Source organism: Shimia sp. (assembly GCF_049116215.1).
Classification (GTDB): domain Bacteria; phylum Pseudomonadota; class Alphaproteobacteria; order Rhodobacterales; family Rhodobacteraceae; genus Shimia.
The window spans coordinates 639,953-657,194 of record NZ_JAGDZB010000001.1 but is presented as its reverse complement, the minus strand read 5'-3'; the positions used below and the strand labels follow the sequence as shown (position 1 = coordinate 657,194).

At 59.5% G+C, this 17,242-nt stretch carries 16 protein-coding genes; 9 read left to right on the top strand and 7 right to left on the bottom strand.

Annotated elements, in window-relative coordinates:
• Entirely contained in the window at window positions 1-870 is an 870-nt protein-coding gene (locus JXR15_RS03120) for a branched-chain amino acid aminotransferase (RefSeq protein WP_299422762.1), read from the bottom strand.
• Window positions 871-1,048: 178 nt separating this feature from the next.
• On the opposite strand from JXR15_RS03120, the gene JXR15_RS03115 reads away from it, so the two are divergent.
• The 6 genes from JXR15_RS03115 to dxs all read left to right on the top strand — a co-directional run bounded on the left by JXR15_RS03115 (window position 1,049) and on the right by dxs (window position 6,312).
• Window positions 1,049-1,546 (top strand): MarR family winged helix-turn-helix transcriptional regulator, encoded by a 498-nt coding sequence (locus JXR15_RS03115; protein WP_294116707.1) that lies wholly within the window; start codon window positions 1,049-1,051, stop codon window positions 1,544-1,546.
• Window positions 1,543-2,244, top strand: coding sequence for a response regulator (locus tag JXR15_RS03110; RefSeq protein WP_422051773.1), 702 nt, complete (start codon window positions 1,543-1,545; stop codon window positions 2,242-2,244). Before JXR15_RS03115 ends, JXR15_RS03110 begins: the two co-directional genes overlap by 4 nt.
• Window positions 2,245-2,310: 66 nt before the next feature.
• Window positions 2,311-3,246, top strand: coding sequence for a histone deacetylase family protein (locus JXR15_RS03105; RefSeq protein ID WP_422051772.1), 936 nt, complete (start codon window positions 2,311-2,313; stop codon window positions 3,244-3,246).
• A complete protein-coding gene (locus JXR15_RS03100; protein WP_294229248.1) occupies window positions 3,243-3,485 on the top strand; it encodes an exodeoxyribonuclease VII small subunit in 243 nt (80 codons plus the stop codon). The genes JXR15_RS03105 and JXR15_RS03100 overlap by 4 nt, the downstream gene beginning before the upstream one ends.
• A 13-nt stretch (window positions 3,486-3,498) precedes the next feature.
• Window positions 3,499-4,368, top strand: a complete 870-nt coding sequence (locus tag JXR15_RS03095) for a polyprenyl synthetase family protein (protein WP_422051771.1) — start codon at window positions 3,499-3,501, stop codon at window positions 4,366-4,368.
• Between the two features lie 15 nt (window positions 4,369-4,383).
• Window positions 4,384-6,312: a 1-deoxy-D-xylulose-5-phosphate synthase gene (dxs, locus tag JXR15_RS03090; protein WP_422051770.1), complete on the top strand. Its 1,929-nt coding sequence runs from the start codon at window positions 4,384-4,386 to the stop codon at window positions 6,310-6,312.
• A gap of 60 nt (window positions 6,313-6,372) precedes the next feature.
• Here the strand turns inward: dxs and JXR15_RS03085 are convergent, their stop codons facing one another.
• From JXR15_RS03085 to JXR15_RS03065, 5 genes are all read right to left on the bottom strand, one after another.
• Window positions 6,373-7,230 (bottom strand): SDR family oxidoreductase, encoded by an 858-nt coding sequence (locus tag JXR15_RS03085; RefSeq protein WP_422051769.1) that lies wholly within the window; start codon window positions 7,228-7,230, stop codon window positions 6,373-6,375.
• A 105-nt stretch (window positions 7,231-7,335) separates the two neighbouring features.
• Window positions 7,336-8,121, bottom strand: coding sequence for a carnitinyl-CoA dehydratase (locus JXR15_RS03080; RefSeq protein ID WP_422051768.1), 786 nt, complete (start codon window positions 8,119-8,121; stop codon window positions 7,336-7,338).
• The gene (locus tag JXR15_RS03075; RefSeq protein ID WP_422051767.1) at window positions 8,118-10,145 is read right to left on the bottom strand and encodes an acetate--CoA ligase family protein; all 2,028 of its coding nucleotides are present in this window, start codon (window positions 10,143-10,145) and stop codon (window positions 8,118-8,120) included. The genes JXR15_RS03080 and JXR15_RS03075 overlap by 4 nt, the downstream gene beginning before the upstream one ends.
• Window positions 10,146-10,386: 241 nt before the next feature.
• Entirely contained in the window at window positions 10,387-10,668 is a 282-nt protein-coding gene (locus JXR15_RS03070) for a SelT/SelW/SelH family protein (RefSeq protein WP_422051766.1), read from the bottom strand.
• Between the two features lie 66 nt (window positions 10,669-10,734).
• On the bottom strand, window positions 10,735-11,895 hold the full coding sequence (locus tag JXR15_RS03065) for an acyl-CoA dehydrogenase family protein (RefSeq protein WP_422051765.1): 1,161 nt from the start codon (window positions 11,893-11,895) through the stop codon (window positions 10,735-10,737).
• A 75-nt stretch (window positions 11,896-11,970) separates the two neighbouring features.
• Between JXR15_RS03065 and JXR15_RS03060 the strand changes: the two genes are divergently transcribed.
• Complete coding sequence (locus tag JXR15_RS03060; protein WP_422051764.1) at window positions 11,971-12,915, top strand: GlxA family transcriptional regulator; 945 nt, start codon at window positions 11,971-11,973, stop codon at window positions 12,913-12,915.
• On the opposite strand, the gene JXR15_RS03055 is transcribed toward JXR15_RS03060, so the two are convergent.
• On the bottom strand, window positions 12,912-13,667 hold the full coding sequence (locus tag JXR15_RS03055) for a class II aldolase and adducin N-terminal domain-containing protein (RefSeq protein ID WP_422051763.1): 756 nt from the start codon (window positions 13,665-13,667) through the stop codon (window positions 12,912-12,914). The genes JXR15_RS03060 and JXR15_RS03055 overlap by 4 nt on opposite strands.
• A gap of 245 nt (window positions 13,668-13,912) precedes the next feature.
• Here JXR15_RS03055 and ade point away from each other — a divergent pair, with 245 nt between their 5' ends.
• Together ade and JXR15_RS03045 are read left to right on the top strand one after the other, a co-directional pair.
• Window positions 13,913-15,721: an adenine deaminase gene (ade, locus tag JXR15_RS03050; RefSeq protein WP_422051762.1), complete on the top strand. Its 1,809-nt coding sequence runs from the start codon at window positions 13,913-13,915 to the stop codon at window positions 15,719-15,721.
• On the top strand, window positions 15,718-17,190 hold the full coding sequence (locus JXR15_RS03045; RefSeq protein ID WP_422051761.1) for an AMP nucleosidase: 1,473 nt from the start codon (window positions 15,718-15,720) through the stop codon (window positions 17,188-17,190). Before ade ends, JXR15_RS03045 begins: the two co-directional genes overlap by 4 nt.
• Window positions 17,191-17,242: the final 52 nt, after the last annotated feature.

The following is a 17,242-nucleotide window of genomic DNA, read 5'->3' as shown; positions in this document are numbered from 1 at the left end:
TTACGCGCGCACGAGCTTCTCGTAGGACTCGGCGATGTCGCGGGTGATGTCGCCCACTTCAAAGGTGTAGTCGCCAATCTGGCCCACGGGGGTCACTTCGGCGGCGGTGCCGGTCAGCCAGCATTGCTCAAAATCCGCCATCTCTTCGGGCATGATGTGGCGCTCGATCACGGTGATGCCTTTGTCCTTGAGCATGCCAATCACGGTCTGGCGGGTGATGCCATTCAGGAAGCTGTCCGGCAGCGGGGTGTGCACTTCGCCATCTTTCACAAAGAAGATGTTGGCGCCGGTCGCTTCGGCCACGTAGCCACGGTAGTCCATGAACAGCGCGTCAGAGCAGCCTTTGGCCTCTGCTTTGTGCTTGGAGATGGTGCAGATCATGTAGAGACCTGCGGCCTTGGCGTGTACCGGGATGGTTTCCGGGCTTGGGCGTTTCCATTCTGCAATGTCGAGCTTGGCGCCCTGCATTTTGGCGTCGCCGTAGTACGCGCCCCAGGCCCAAACGGCGATGGCAACACGGACAGGGTTGGCCGCAGAGGCGACCCCCATGTCATCCCCGGACCCGCGCCAGACAACAACGCGTACATAGGCGTCTTTCAGGCCGGATTTTTTCAGGGTTTCCTGCTTGGCCGCTTCCAGCTCATCGAGCGAGATTGGCATCGGCATGTCCAGCGATTCCGCGGATTTGAACAGGCGCTCGTTGTGCTCGCGGCTTTTGAAAATCTTGCCGTTATACGCGCGCTCACCTTCGAAGACCGAGCTGGCATAGTGCAGCGCATGGCTCAGGACGTGCACCTTGGCCTCGCGCCAATCCACAAATTCGCCATCCATCCAGATGACGCCGTCACGATCGTCATATGCACCAGCCATGGTCGTTCCTTTCGCTTTCCAATATGCGTTCAGTTTTTCATTTATTGCGTTGCATATGGCCGTATCGGACATAAAATTGCGCAAAACCTGCGATTCGCTACCAGTTAGCGCTTGGAGTGTCAACAAAGCTGACGTATTGTGACGATCAAACCCGTCAATTGTGATGTTGGGAGGCCAAATGAGCGATCCAATTCGGAGTGAGAACCTGCTGTATCTCACCGATGAGCAGCTCCGGCAGGGCATAGAGGCGATGTATTTTGCCTATCGGGGCTTCACGGCAGACCCGGACCGAATCCTTGAAAGCATGGCCTATGGTCGGGCGCATCATCGGGCGATCCACTTCATCAACCGCGCGCCGGGCACCACGGTGACCAACTTGCTCGATATTCTGGGGGTGACGAAACAGTCACTCAATCGTGTGTTGCGCACGTTGATTGAAGATGGGCTTGTGGAAAGTCGCGTGGGCACGTCTGATCGGCGGGAACGGAACCTGTTTCTGACCGAGGAAGGCACGGCGCTGGAACATCGCTTGTCGGACGCGCAGCGGGTGCGGATGCGCACAGCGTTTCGCGAGGCGGGACCAGAGGATGTGGCCGGGTTCCGGCGGGTGCTTGAGGCGATGATGGAAGGTGAAATGAAACGGCAATATCTGTCACTGCGCGAGTCGGGCAAATGAAAGACATCGATCCCCACCTTTTGATTGTCGATGATGACGAGCGCATTCGCGAACTTCTGCGGAAGTTTCTGATGCGCAACGGGTTTCTGGTGTCAGCGGCCCGCGATGCGGCCCATGCCCGGCGGATTTTGTCAGGGCTCGATTTTGATCTGATTGTGCTGGACGTGATGATGCCGGGCGAAGATGGCATGAGCCTGACCCGTGGCATTCGCGAGACCTCGCAAACGCCGGTTCTGCTGCTCACAGCCAAAGGCGAAACCGAGGATCGGATCGCCGGGTTGGAAGCTGGCGCGGACGATTACCTGGCCAAGCCGTTTGAGCCCAAAGAGTTGCTGTTGCGGATCAATGCCATTCTGCGGCGGATGCCGGAGGTGGATGAGGCCTCCACGGTGCCCAAGGTGCTGCATCTGGGCGGCATTCGCTATGACATTGATCGCGGCGAGATGTGGCAGGGCGAAGAGCCAGTGCGTCTGACCGCCACCGAGAGCCAGCTAATGAAGATTTTCTCCAAAACCCCGGGTGAGGCGGTGAGCCGCGGCAAGCTGGTGGAAGAACTGGGTCGCGATAAAGGTCAAGCGCAGGAGCGGGCGGTGGATGTGCAGATCACCCGTTTGCGGCGCAAGTTGGAAGAGGATCCAAAACAACCGCGTTATCTGCAGACTGTGCGTGGGGCGGGCTATATGCTGGCACCGGACTGATCTGCTAGCGGAGTTGGTTTCGCCTTCGGCGAGAGTATTTTGGGTCAGAAGAAGCGGGGGAGTGAGATGACCACAGCGTTGTTCAGTCACGCAAGTTCGTTGCAACACAAGACGCCGCCGGGCCATGCGGAGCAGGTTGCGCGGATCGAGCACATTCAGGCGGCTTTGAGCGCGGACCGGTTTGAGGCGTTGGATCGGCGCGAGGCGCCGGAGTGTTCGGACGCCGACATTCTGTTGTGCCATCCGCAAAGTCATCTTGAGGCCATCACAGCGGCGGAACCGGCAAGTGGTACGGTGGCTTTGGATGGCGACACCTATATGTCGCCGGGCTCGACGCTGGCCGCACGTCACGCAGTTGGCGGGTGTCTGGCGGCGGTGGATGCGGTGCTGGCGGGCGAGGTGGGCAACGCTTTTGTCGCTTGTCGTCCGCCGGGACACCATGCGGAGCAGAGCAAACCTATGGGGTTTTGTCTGTTTGGCACGGCCGCAATTGCCGCCAAACATGCGCTGGAGCGCCATGGGTTGAGCCGTGTGGCGGTGGTGGATTTTGATGTGCACCACGGCAATGGCACGCAGGCCTTGTTGTGGGACGAGCCGCGCAGCCTATTTATCGGCAGCCACCAGAACCCGCTGTGGCCTGGCACTGGCATGCCGAAGGAAACTGGCGCACAGGACAATGTGATGAACTTGCCTTTGCCGCCGCACAGCGACGGGCGGCTGATGCGGGCGACTTATGAAGCGCAAGTGTTTCCCGCCTTGGAGGCGTTTGAACCGGAGTTGTTGATCCTGTCAGCGGGCTTCGATGCGCACAAAGATGATCCGCTGGCGCAATTGGAATGGACCGAGGACGACTTTGCTTGGGTGACGCAGAAGCTGTGTGATGTGGCGGACCAGCACAGTCGCGGGCGCGTGGTCTCGACTTTGGAAGGTGGATATGATCTGAACGCTTTGGCAGCGTCGGTGGCGGCGCATGTCGAGGTTTTGATGGAGAGAGCCAAATGAGCGACACACCTGTGGAAGAGATGAGCTTTGAAGCGGCGATGCGCGAGCTGGAACAGGTTGTTGGCCAGTTGGAGCGTGGTGATGTTGAGTTGGAGAAATCCATTGCGTTGTATGAGCGTGGTGCGGCGTTGAAGGCCCGCTGTGAGGCGAAGCTCAAAGAGGCCGAAGAGAAGGTCGCGGCGATCACTTTGGATGGCAATGGCACCCCGGCCGGTTTGACACCGGTTGAAGGCATGTAAGCGTCCCTTAGTGATGTTTGAGACACGTCTGAAAGAAACCGCCACACAGGTGGAAGCCCATCTGCTTGAAGTCATGAAACCATTTGGCGATTTGCCGGTGGTGGAGGCCATGCGTTACGCCAGTGCGGGTGGCAAGCGGCTGCGGGCGTTTCTGGTGCTGGAAAGTGCGCGATTGCATGGGGTGGATGGCAAACAGGCGATCTGGCCCGCAACGGCAATTGAGGCGATGCACGCCTATTCGCTGGTGCATGATGATCTGCCTTGCATGGATGATGATGACATGCGCCGTGGGCTACCGACCACCCATATCAAATGGGATGAGTGCACCGCCGTGTTGGCGGGTGACGCGTTGCAGACGCTCGCGTTTGAGTGTGTGAGCCGGGATGAATGTCATGACGATCCAGCGGTGCGTGCAGAGTTGACTGTGTCGTTGGCACGAGCAGCCGGGGCGCAGGGCATGGTGTTGGGCCAAGCATTGGACATCGCGGCAGAAACTGCGCCGGTGCCTTTGACGTTGCAAGAGATCACACGGCTGCAAGCGGGCAAAACTGGCGCGTTGATCGCGTGGTCGGCCACGGCAGGCGCGGTGATGGGCAAAGCGGATATTGAACCGTTGATGCGCTACTCGCTGGACTTGGGTTTGGCGTTCCAAATTGCAGATGATATTCTGGATGTGGAAGGCGATGCCGCCAAGGTTGGCAAGGCTGTTGGCAAAGATGCTGAGGCTGGCAAAGCCACCTTTGTCTCGTTGTTAGGCCTTGAAGGTGCCAAACAGCGCGCCCGCGACCTTGTGACGGATGCATGTGACGCGCTTTCTGTTTACGGTAAGGACGCGGATACCTTGCGGGAGGCGGCGCGTTTCGTTATCTCGCGGGACAGCTAACCGGAAGGCGCGCCTATGTCAGCGAGACCCCAGACCCCATTGTTGGATCAAGTGAACTTGCCTGAAGACCTAAAACGGTTTTCGGACAGTGAGTTGACGCAGATTGCGCATGAGCTGCGCTCTGAAACGATTTCCGCGGTGAGTGAGACGGGCGGGCACCTGGGCGCAGGTTTGGGTGTGGTGGAACTGACCGTGGCGCTGCACGCGGTGTTTGACATGCCGCGCGACAAGTTGGTCTGGGATGTGGGCCACCAGTGTTATCCGCATAAGATTTTGACCGGCCGTCGGGATCGGATTCGCACTCTGCGTCAGGAAGATGGCCTGTCCGGTTTCACCAAGCGCAGTGAGAGCGTGTTTGACCCTTTTGGTGCGGCGCATAGCTCAACCTCAATTTCCGCCGCGTTGGGCTTTGCCGTGGCGCGTGACTTGGGTGGGCAATGTGACGGTGGGCTAGGCGATGCGATTGCGGTGATTGGCGATGGGTCGATCACGGCGGGCATGGCCTATGAGGCGATGAACAACGCGGGTCATCTGGGCAAGCGTATGTTTGTGATCCTGAACGACAATGACATGTCGATTGCGCCACCCGTGGGGGCGATGAGTGAATATCTCAGCCGTCTCTATGCGGGTGAGCCGTTTCAGGAGCTGAAGTCGGCCGCCAAGGGCGCGGTGAGCCTGTTGCCGGAACCGTTCCGCGAAGGCGCCAAGCGGGCCAAAGATGTGCTCAAAGGTATGACCGTGGGCGGCACGCTGTTTGAGCAGTTGGGATTCTCTTACGTGGGGCCGATTGACGGGCATGACATGGACCAACTGCTGCCGTTGCTGCGCACCTTGCGCCAGCGTGCGACCGGGCCGGTGCTGCTGCATGTGATCACCAAAAAGGGCAAGGGCTATGCCCCTGCCGAAGCTGCACGCGACAAAGGCCATGCCACGGCGAAGTTTGATGTGCCCACCGGCAAGCAGCACAAAGCGCCGTCGAATGCCCCGAGCTATACCTCGGTGTTTGGCAATGCGCTGGTGGAAGAAGCCGCTGAGGACAGCCGGATTTGTGCGGTCACGGCTGCGATGCCAGATGGCACAGGGTTGAACCTGTTTGCCGAACGCTATCCAAGCCGGTGTTTTGACGTGGCGATTGCCGAACAGCATGGCGTGACATTCTCTGCCGCTCTGGCAGCAGGGGGTATGAAGCCATTCTGTGCGATGTATTCGACGTTCTTGCAGCGTGGCTATGATCAGGTTGTGCACGATGTGGCCATCCAACGTCTGCCGGTTCGGTTTGCAATTGACCGTGCAGGCCTTGTTGGCGCCGATGGCGCGACCCATGCGGGCAGTTTTGACATCGCCTTTATGGCCAACCTGCCGGGCATGGTGGTGATGGCGGCGGCGGATGAAGCTGAGCTGAAACATATGGTGGCCACAGCGGCGGCCTATGATGACGGGCCGATTGCCTTCCGCTACCCGCGTGGCGAAGGCGTGGGTGTTGAGCTGCCGGAACGCGGTGAGGTGCTGGAGATCGGCAAAGGCCGTGTGGTGCAGGAAGGCAGTCGCGTGGCGCTGTTGTCCTTTGGCACGCGGCTGGAAGAGACCCGCAAGGCGGCGGAGGCACTGGCGGCGCGGGGCATCACCCCGACGATTGCAGATGCGCGGTTTGCCAAGCCTTTGGACCGGGACATGATCCTGGATCTGGCGGCCAAGCACGAGGCGCTGATCACCATTGAAGAAGGTGCTGTGGGCGGCTTTGGCAGCCATGTGGCGCAGCTATTGGCGGAAGAAGGCGTGTTTGATGGTGGGCTGAAGTACCGCTCTATGGTGCTGCCGGACACGTTCATTGATCAGGCCAGTCCGAAGGCGATGTATGATGTGGCAGCGATGAATGCCGAGCAGATTGAGGCCAAGGTGCTGGATGCGCTGGGTATCACAACGCTGGACAGCAAGCGGGCGTAAGGCTGCGTAAGAGTGGGGGCCAGCCCCCAAGCCCCCGGAATATTTTTGGCCAACTGAAGTCTAAGGGGCGGTTTCTCCGTCCAGCATGGATTTGAGCGCGTCTTGGTAGTTGGGGTATTTTAAGACCACGCCCAACTCCTCTTTGATGCGGTCATTGCGCACGCGTTTGCTGTCGGAATAGAAGCTGCGCGCCATGGGGCTCATCTCCGCCTCCTCAAAGGGGATTTCCGGCGGTGGGTCCATGCCGAGTAGCTCAGCGGCATAGGCGAGGATGTCTTGCGGCGGGGCCGGGCTGTCATCACAGACATTGTAGATTTGGCCCACATTCGGAGTTTTCATCGACGCTTCCAGCACTTGGGCAATGTCATCGACATGGGCGCGGGAGAAGACTTGGTTTTTTTTGATGATGCGGCGGGCGGTGCCGTTGCGCAGTTTGGCAAAAGGGCCGCGACCGGGGCCGTAGATGCCAGCGAGCCGGAAGATGTGCAGCGGCAGCTCGGGCAAGGCTTGCCATTCGGCTTCTGCCAATACGCGCATTTTGCCACGATGGCCACCGGGATCAAGCGGGGTGTCTTCGTCGACCCAGCCGCCATCCATATCGCCGTAAACCCCTGTGGTGGAGAGGTAGCCGATCCATTCGAGATTGGGCGCGGCATTCTGAAGAGCGTCTTTGCCCAGGCGCAAAACCGGATCGCCGTCTTTGTCCGGGCGGATCGAGGTCAGCACATGCGTGACATCTTTGAGCGCGGTGTCAAAACTGATCGGCCACTGCAGCGGTGTGATGCCTTGGGCGCGTAAATCGGCCTCTTGTGCCGGGTCGCGATAAGTGCCGAGAATGGTCCAGCCTTGCGGTAGAAGACGGGTGGCGAGGGCCTGGGCGGTGTAGCCGTGGCCGAGCGAAAGCAGGGTCTTGGTCATGGGGGTACTCTGCGCCTGTGGTCAGGCAGGCACAAGAGCCATGGCAGTGAATAATTGTCACAGCGGCGTGGGGGATTGGCTGATGCCTAAAGATCTGGCGCCCGGCTATTTGCCTTTCCAGACAGGGTCGCGCTTTTCAGCGAAAGCCCGCGCGCCTTCGAGTTGATCTTCGCTGTCATAAAGCACATCCACGCTGCGCAGCTGGCGTTGGGTGATGTGGTTCATCGCGTCCTGGAACTTGGCGTCTTCGGCGTCGCGCACAATTTCTTTGATGGCGGCGTAGACCAGTGGCGGACCAGATGCCAGCAAGCGGGCTTGTTCCCAGGCGCGGTCCATCAGTGTGTCAGCTGGTAGGATTTCATTCACCAGCCCCCAGCGGTGGGCTTCGTCGACGTCAAACCAGCGGCCGGTGAGTAGGAGCTCCATGGCGATGTGGTAAGGGATGCGCTTGGGCAGTTTTACCGAGGCGGCATCCGCCACGGTGCCGGAGCGGATTTCCGGCAGCGCAAAGCTGGCGTGATCTGCGGCGAGGATGATGTCGGCGGAGAGGGCCAGCTCCAAGCCACCGCCGCAGGCGATGCCATTTACGGCGGCAATCACCGGTTTGTTCATGTCGCGCAGTTCTTGCAAGCCGCCAAAACCGCCGACGCCATAGTCGCCATCCACGGCGTCTCCATCGGCGGCCGCTTTCAGGTCCCAACCGGGGCAGAAGAATTTGTCTCCCCCGCCGGTGAGGATGGCCACGCGCAGATCCGGATCGTCACGGAAATCGCGGAAGACTTCGCCCATGATGCGACTTGTGGCCAGATCAATGGCATTGGCTTTGGGGCGATCGAGTGTGACCTCGAGAATGGCGCCGTCTCGGCGGGTTTTGACCGGGCTGTCACTCATGACATGTCCTTTCGTATCAGCGCATCTGCGGCCACCGCGCGGGTGGGTGTGCAGATCAGCGGGTTGATCTCAGCCTCTTGCAAGCTGTCGAGGTTGGCAAGCACATAGGCTTGCAACGCGTCGATGGCTTGGAGAATGGCGTCGATGTTGGCAGGGCGCGCGCCGCGATAGCCGGTGAGCAGCGGGGCGATTTTGAGCGACGTCAGTGCGGCGCGGATGGATTTTGGGCTGGCCGGAACTAAGAGCGATGCGCTGTCTGACAATATTTCGGTGAGCGTGCCGCCAGCGGCGATGGTGAGAACAAAGCCATGGGCCGGGTCGTGAGTTACGCCGATAAGCAACTCAACGACGCCGTCATCGACCATTTCCTCGATCAGGAAGCTGTCGGTTGGCATGGCGTGAGCTGCGTCGGGCAGATCAGTGGCGGTCAGGTTCAGCTTCACTGCTCCGGCTTCGGTTTTATGGGCGATGCCTTGGCCTTTGAGCACCAGAGGGGGCGTCAGGGTTCCTGCGGTTTTGGTGAGAGCGTGGGCGCCGGTCACGCAGATGCTTTGTGGAATGGTGAGGCCATGGGTGGCGAGCGCAGTTTTGGCCTCATGCTCGGTGAGAACATAAGGTGTCTGGGGCCGTTCGGTCGGGGCGAGCGCCAAGGGTGTGGTCTCGGGGGCGGAGATTTGTGTGGTGGCGGCGGCGGCAGAGATAGCCTCACGCAGGCCGTGCATGGGCACCACACCGCCTTCGATCAGGGTTTGGGTCACGTCGGGTGGCAGAAGTTCAGGCAAGCTGGCGACCACGGCCATCGGGCGTTTTGTGGTTTTGTGCGCTTTGATTGCGGCGTCGGTGGCACAGTCCCAATCAGAGCGGTTTTCCGGCGGGTAATCCACCACGGAGAATGTCAGGCCAATCTCTGATGTCATCATGGCAGACCAGGCTTCGGCCATCGCATCGGCATCGCGCCAGATATAGGTGTGGTAGTCCAGCGGGTTGGCGAGTGCGACCATTGAGCCGAGGGCTTCGGCCAAATGTGTGCGTTGACTTTCAGACAGGGGCGGGAAGGCAAGGCCGCTGTTCAGTGCTGTGTCGGCCATAAGGCTGGCCTCGCCACCGGAGCAACTGATCGAGGCCAGCGTAGGTACCGCCAACGGGCCGGAAAAATGCAGCAGTTTCAGGGTTTCCAAAAACACCGGCAGGTCGTGTACGCGGGCAAAACCGAGGCGCTTGATCAGGGCATTGGCGCCTGCGTCGCTACCTGCAAGAGAGGCAGTGTGGCTGACAGTGGCGGACTGGGCCTCATCGCTGGCGCCCACTTTCAAGGCCACAACGGGGATGCCCTTGGCATAAGCTTTGGCGGCCATCGCCTCCCAGGCGCGCAGGTTGGTGAAGCCTTCGATGTGCAAGCCAAGCGCGGTGACGCGCGGGTCGTCAAGCAAAGCCGAGGCGATGTCGGCCTGGTTGAGCTGGGCCATGTTTCCGCAGGTGGCGACATAGGCAATGGGCAGGCCGCGTTGTTGGTTGGTGAGATTGATCGCGATGTTGGAGCTTTGCGTGAGGATGGCGACGCCGTTATCTTCACGTTTACAGCCGTGTTGGTCCGGCCAGATGGCGGCGCCGTCCAGCGCGTTGATCAGGCCGTAGCAGTTGGGGCCGAGGATTGGCATGTTGCCTGCGGCGGCCACCAGATCGGCTTGCAATTCACCACCGGAGGCATCTTCGGAAGCTGCTTCGGAAAAGCCGGAGGCAAAACACACGGCGCCGCCTGCGCCCTTTGCTACGAGATCTTTTACGATCTGGAGTGTTGCGTGGCGGTTGATACCGATGAAGGTTGCGTCCGGGGCTTCGGGCAAGGCGTCTATTGAGACATAGGCAGTCAGCCCCAAAACCTGGCGAGATTTGGGATGCACGGGCCAAATGTCACCTTTGAAGCCAATCTTTTGAATTTGGCGAATGACGTCGCTGCACCAGGCACCGCCGCCAACAACGGCAATGGATTTGGGGCGGATCAAGCGGGAGAGATCACGGGTCATCGCTTGGACCCCGCGACAGCAGATGTGGTGCCACTAGCGGTGTTTTTGGTCAAAAACGGTAACCCTTTGTTAACCACGGTGCGGAAAGATAAAAACGCGGTACAGGCGGGAGCGCCGATGGCCGCGTCAGGAGAAGCCCCCCGGTCAATGTCTACTCTTCGGGGGGCGGATCCATGGCTTCTTCTGACAACAAATACTCCGGGGGTGTGGGGGCTGGCCCCCACGATACAGGGCGCTGCGTTCAATTGCTGCGGTCCAGGTGCCCCAAATCGCGGTCCGGTTCGATCACATCGCGCAGGCGTTTTTTCAGCTCTTTGGCTTCCGGAAATCCACCGTCGCGTTTGCGGTTCCAAATCACCCTGTCGTCGACCGTGACCTTGTAGGTGCCGGGCACGTCGGCTGGGGCAATGGTTACCCCAGCGAGATCGTCTTTGAAGGTGGACAGCAGTTCTTGCGCCATCCAGCCCGCGCGAAGCAGCCAGTTGCAGCCCACACAATAGGTGATGGTGACGGATGGTTTCATAGGGCGGCTCTCTCGATGGTGTGTCGAGGTTGTGCCGCAGGCGCGTGCGCAACACAACGCTTTCCATCAGGCCCCCAATGGCCGCAGCAGGTCGCGGCTGATGATGTGGCGTTGGATTTCGCTGGTGCCGTCCCAAATGCGTTCGACCCGCGCGTCGCGCCAGAAGCGTTCCAGCGGGTAGTCGTCCATCAACCCCATGCCGCCGTGGATCTGGATCGCCGCGTCGGTCACGCGGGCGAGCATTTCGGTGGCGTAGAGCTTGGCGGAGGCAATTTCGCGGTTGGACGGCAACCCGCGATCAAGGCGTGCTGCGGCGGAAAGCGTCAGCAGGTCAGCGGCGTCGATCTCAGTGATCATATCGGCGATTTGAAAACCGATGCCCTGGAACCTGCCGATAGGCTGGCCAAATTGCTCACGTTGTGCCGCGTAGTCCAGTGCATAGTCAAAGGCGCGGCGAGCGCGGCCGACACAGAAAGCGGCGACTGTGATGCGGGTGGCGTAGAGCCATTCGTTCATCACTGCAAAACCGCCATCGACCTCTCCCAAAACTTGTGCGTCCGGCAGGCGGCAGTCGTCAAACTCCAGCACCATGTTTTTGTAGCCGCGATGGCTCACCGATTTGTAGCCGTCCCGCACGGTGAAGCCCGGTGTGTCGCGGTCCACAAGGAAGGTGGTGATGCGCTTTTTGGGGCCTTTTGGGGTTTGGTCTTCGCCGGTGGCGACAAAGACAATGAAGAAGTCGGCGTGTTCCGCGCCGCTGATGAAATGCTTGTTGCCGTTGATCACCCAGTCGCCACCATCGCGCACGGCGGCGCATTTCATTCCGCGCACATCGGACCCGGCGCCGGGTTCGGTCATGGCCAAAGCGTCCATGCGTTCGCCGCGCACAGCAGGCAGCAGATAGCGGTCTCTCTGCTCCCCTTCACAAGCCATGAGGATGTTTTGCGGCCGGCCAAAGAAATGCGTGAGCGCCATGGAGCCACGCCCCAACTCGCGTTCCACCAGAGTGAACTCAAGGTGGTTCAGACCCGCGCCCCCCACCTCTTCGGGGAAGTTACAGGCATAAAAACCAAGGTCGATGACTTTCTGTTTGATCTGTTCGCCCAGACCTTCGGGAATTTCACCTGTGCGCTCGACCTCATCTTCATAAGGATAAATCTCATTTTCTACGAAGCTGCGGACGGTGGAGACAATCATCTCCTGCTCTTCGGTCAGATCAAACTGCATGGCACGCTTCCTCATATGGCTGCCACCAACAGAGCGCGCTTGACCAGCTAGATCATGCGGGAATAGCGTTCCACTATGCAGATTTGGTCAAATACATCCGCTGTGCCGCAGAAAATTGGGGTTCTGCTGTTTGACGGGTTTTCCAACCATTGTTTGGCAAACACCGTGGAACCGATGCGCGCGGCCAATACGCTGTCGGGCAAAACGCTCTTTGACTGGGCGTTTTTGTCTCTGGACGGCACGGCGGTGCACAGCTCGAGTCAGTTGCCAGTGACGCCTCATGGTCGGCTCAGTGAGACCTCCGGCGACATGCTGGTGGTGATGCCGTCGTATGGGTTTAAGGACCATGCGGGGTGGCAGTCGCAGAGCGCCCTGCGGGCGGCGGCCAAGCGGTTTGGCACGGTCTGTGGCATGGACACGGGCAGTTGGTTGATGGCGGAAGCAGGCTTGCTGGAGGGGCATCGCGCCACCATTCACTGGGAAGAACTCACCGCTTTTGCGGAGCGATTTCCGGATGTCATAGCGGAGCGCGAACGGTTTGTGATTGATGGGCCGAGGGTGACCTGTTCCGGGGCCATGGCGGCGTTTGATTTGGTGATGTATCTGATCGGACGCGACTTTGGGCAGGCGTTGGCCTTGCAGGTGGCGCAGCTCTTCATGACGCGCGACAGCGCGCGGTCTCACGAAGGTGGGGCGACGCCTGCAGGGCGGGTGGTGAACCGCGCGTTGGCGGTGATGCAGGATCACTTGGAAGAGCCTTTGGCCTTACCTGAAGTGGCGCGCCGGGCAGGTGTGACACAGAAATTCCTTGCAGCGCGGATGTTGGCGGAGCTTGGGGCCACGCCGGCGGTGGTGTATCGGCGCTTGCGGCTCAATCTGGCACGCAAGCTGGTGGTGGACACGGATTTGAGCGTCGCGGAGGTGGCGCTGCGCAGCGGTTATGGTGATCCGGCGGCGATGACGCGGGCGTTTCGGGCAGAGTTTGCCACCACGCCACAGGCGCTGCGCAAGGGGTGCTAGGTGGCGTAAGTGCTGCCTTCTTCGTCCAGTATGGCCTTCAACTCAGCAAGATGGCGCACGTCTTGCTCCGGATACTGCTCCAGCTCCTGCGCCGTTTTTTCGGCAATCTCATGCGGCAGAACCCGCAGCGGGTGCCCGGTCTGCAAGGCACGAATATAGGTCTCAGCCGCACGTTCAAAATAGTAGAGCCTGTTAAAGGTATCCGCGACGCCGTCGCCAATCACCAGCACGCCATGGTTGCCCATGACCATGACTTTCTTTTTGGGATCTGTGAGCAGCGCTGCACAACGTTCGCCTTCGTCTTCAAAAGCGAGGCCACCATAGCCGTCATCCACCACAATGCGGTCATAAAACGTGGCGCAGTTCTGATCGATCGGTGGCAATGTGCTGTCCGCCAAAGACGCCAAGACGGTCGCGAATATCGAGTGCACATGCATCACACAGCGCGCGTGGGGGCAGTGGCGGTGCACGCCACCATGTAGGCCCCAGGCGGTGGGGTCAGGCGCATTTGGACCTTTCAGGGTTTCGGGATCATTCGCATCTATCTCCAGCAGGTCACTGGCTTTGATGCGGGCAAAGTGCTTCTGATTGGGGTTCATCAAAAATCGCGTGCCATCGTCATTCACCGCAAGGCTGAAGTGGTTGGCCACGCCTTCGTGCATATTGAGGCGCGCGGTCCAGCGGAAGGCCGCTGCCATATCAACACGCTCTTGCCAGTGCTTGATGTTGCGGTGCAGCTCTGTAACGGTCATGGATCTCTCTTTGTTTGGGGCAGCGGAGCATTGCGAGGGCTTGGTGGTCAAGCGTGTTTGCGACGTCGTTTTTGACCGGTCGTGGTGCCGTCTGCTTCTTCTTGCCCCAAATATCCCGGGGGGAGGGCGCACAGCGCGCGGGGGCTGGCTCCCTCTGTCCTTTCAGTCTTCTCCTAAAGCTCCTTTTGTAAAAGCTTCATATTCGGTGTGGTTGAACATGGCAGACACCCGTGGCACCGTGGGCCATGGAACAGAAGCATTTTCAATCTTGGGCAGATATGGCCCCCCGTCTTGTTGCTGTGGCCGCGGGCCGCGAGCCAGCTGATCTCATCATTCGCAAAGGCCAATGGGTCAATGTGCACACCCGCGAGGTGCTGGCGGATCACGATATTGCCGTGGCTGAAGGGCGGATCGCCTATGTTGGGCCAGACGCCAGCCATTGCGAAGGAACGCAGACGGAGGTCATTGAGGCCAACGGGCGGTTTATGATCCCGGGTCTGTGTGACGGGCATATGCATATCGAAAGCGGCATGTTGACCCCGGCGGAGTTTGCCCGCGCTGTGATGGGGCATGGCACCACGACGATGTTCACTGATCCGCATGAGATTGCCAATGTCTTGGGTCTGGAAGGCGTGCGGATGATGCACGATGAGGCACTGATGCAGCCGATCAACATCTTCACTCAGATGCCAAGTTGCGCACCGTCGGCACCAGGGCTGGAGACCACGGGGTTTGAGATTGGCCCGGATGACGTGAGCGAGGCCATGGGATGGCCCGGTATCATTGGGCTTGGGGAGATGATGAACTTCCCGGGTGTGATCAATGGCAGCCAGCAGATGTTGGCTGAGATTGCCGCGACTCAGAACGCGGGCAAGACCGTGGGGGGGCACTATGCGTCGCCGGATTTGGGAACCCCTTTCCATGCTTATGTAGCGGGCGGACCGGCAGACGATCATGAAGGCACCTGTGAGGCGGACGCCATTGCCCGCGTGCGGCAAGGTATGCGCATGATGATGCGCTTGGGCTCCGCCTGGTATGATGTGGAGACACAGATCACGGCGATCACCGAAAAAGGTCTCGATCCGCGTAACTTCATTCTGTGTACTGACGACAGCCATTCCGGCACGTTGGTGAATGACGGGCACATGAACCGAGTGGTGCGCCATGCGATTGACTGTGGATGTGACCCGTTGGTGGCGTTGCAGATGGCGACGATCAACACCGCGACGCATTTTGGTTTGGAGCGAGATTTGGGTTCTATTGCTCCGGGTCGGCGGGCAGATGTGATCCTAACGTCAGATCTCAAAACGCTGCCCATTGAGCATGTGATTGCGCGCGGCAAGACCGTGGCGCAGGACGGAAAAGTGTTGGTGGATTGCCCACATTATGACTGGCCCGCACATGCGTGGCAGACGGTGAACATGGGGCGTGCGCGGACGGCAGCGGACTTTGAAGTCAAGGCACCAGAGGGGGCCACGCAGGTCACCGCCAATGTGATTGGGGTGATTGAAAATCAAGCGCCAACCAAAGCGTTGACCGCCGAATTGTCCGTCACGGATGGCCTGGCTCAGGGCGATATAGAGAAGGATGTGGCGCAGATCGCACTGGTGGAGCGGCACCGAGCGACTGGTGAAGTAGTGAACGGGTTTGTGTCGGGCTTTGGCTACAAAGGCCGCATGGCGATGGCCTCCACCGTGGCGCATGACAGCCACCATATGATTGTGGTGGGCACAGATCGCGAGATGATGGCGATGGCGGCCAACCGGCTTGGCGAAGTTGGCGGTGGCGTCACCGTGATTAAAGACGGCGAAGAACTGGCTTTGGTGGAATTGCCGATAGCCGGATTGATGTCGGATGCGCCTGCCACTGAGGTCGCGGCCAAGGCGCAGAAGATGGTGGAGGCGATGGAGGCTTGCGGTTGCACGCTGAACAACGCTTATATGCAACACTCCCTGCTGGCCCTCGTGGTGATCCCGGAATTGCGGATTTCCGACCTGGGGCTGGTGGATGTGACAAAATTTGAAATGACCGAGGTAATCAAGGCTGCGCAATGACACCACAGAATATCCCCGTGCACTCCCCCGCAGTCCCCGCCCCGGAAGCCTTTACAGATGCCAAAGCGGCCGTGGCGCGTTTGGAAGAGCTGTATCACCTGTCGACCAGCTATCTGAGTGACCAGTTCCGTCGGGCGCTGCGCAAAGGGCCGGACGGGCACCGTATTCGTGCGTTTTATCCAGAGATCAGGATCACCACGACCAGCTTTGCCCAGATTGACAGCCGGTTGAGCTTTGGTCACGTGGCGGAACCCGGTGTGCATGCCACCACCGTCACGCGCCCTGATTTGTTCCGCCATTATCTTGAGCAGCAGATTGCGTTGCTGTTGGAAAACCACGGCGTGCCGGTTGTTGTTGGCCCGTCGTCCACGCCCATCCCCGTGCATTTTGCCGTAGCTGCGCGGACGGATATGACCGTGCCGCAAGAAGGTGCGGCGGATTTCACCCTGCGGGACATTTTTGATGTGCCGGACCTGTCGACCACCAACGATGATATTGTCAATGGCACGGCGGAGATCAACGGCGTTGCCCCTTTGGCGCCTTTCTCTGCACAACGGGTGGACTACTCGCTGGCGCGGTTGAGCCACTATACAGCCACCGATCCGGAGCATTTCCAGAACCACGTGTTGTTCACCAACTACCAGTTCTATGTGACCGAGTTTGAAGCCTATGCACGGCAGATGCTGGATGATCCGAAGTCGGGTTACACCAGCTTTGTCAGCACGGGGAACGTGGAGATTTCGGACGCGGAAACGCAGATTGCCCCGGTGGATAAGCAGCCGCAGATGCCAACCTATCACCTCAAGCGGGAAGATGGCTCTGGCATCACTTTGGTGAATATTGGGGTTGGCCCGTCCAATGCCAAAACCGCAACAGACCACATTGCGGTGCTGCGGCCTCACGCCTGGATCATGGTCGGACATTGCGCAGGTTTGCGGAATTCGCAAAGCCTTGGCGACTTTGTACTGGCGCATGCGTATCTGCGTGAAGATCACGTGCTGGATGATGACCTGCCGGTGTGGGTGCCTATTCCGGCGCTTGCCGAAGTGCAGACCTCGATGGAGAGTGCGGTGGCAGAGGTGACCAAGCTGTCCGGTTTTGAGTTAAAGCGGGTGATGCGGACCGGCACGGTGGCGACGATTGACAACCGGAACTGGGAATTGCGCGAGCACACCGGGCCGGTGCAGCGGTTGAGCCAGTCACGGGCGATTGCATTGGATATGGAGAGCGCCACCATCGCCGCAAATGGCTATCGATTCCGCGTGCCATACGGGACGTTGCTCTGTGTGAGTGATAAGCCGCTGCATGGTGAATTAAAGCTTCCCGGCATGGCCTCAGACTTCTATAAGACACAGGTCGCGCGGCATTTGTTGATTGGCATCCGCGCTATGGAAAGCCTGCGCGAAATGCCTCTGGAACGGCTACATTCGCGGAAATTGCGCTCATTTGATGAGACTGCCTTCCTCTGACCCTACGAAAATCTGTGGAAAACCCTTAAAAACACCGTTTTTTGGCACACAA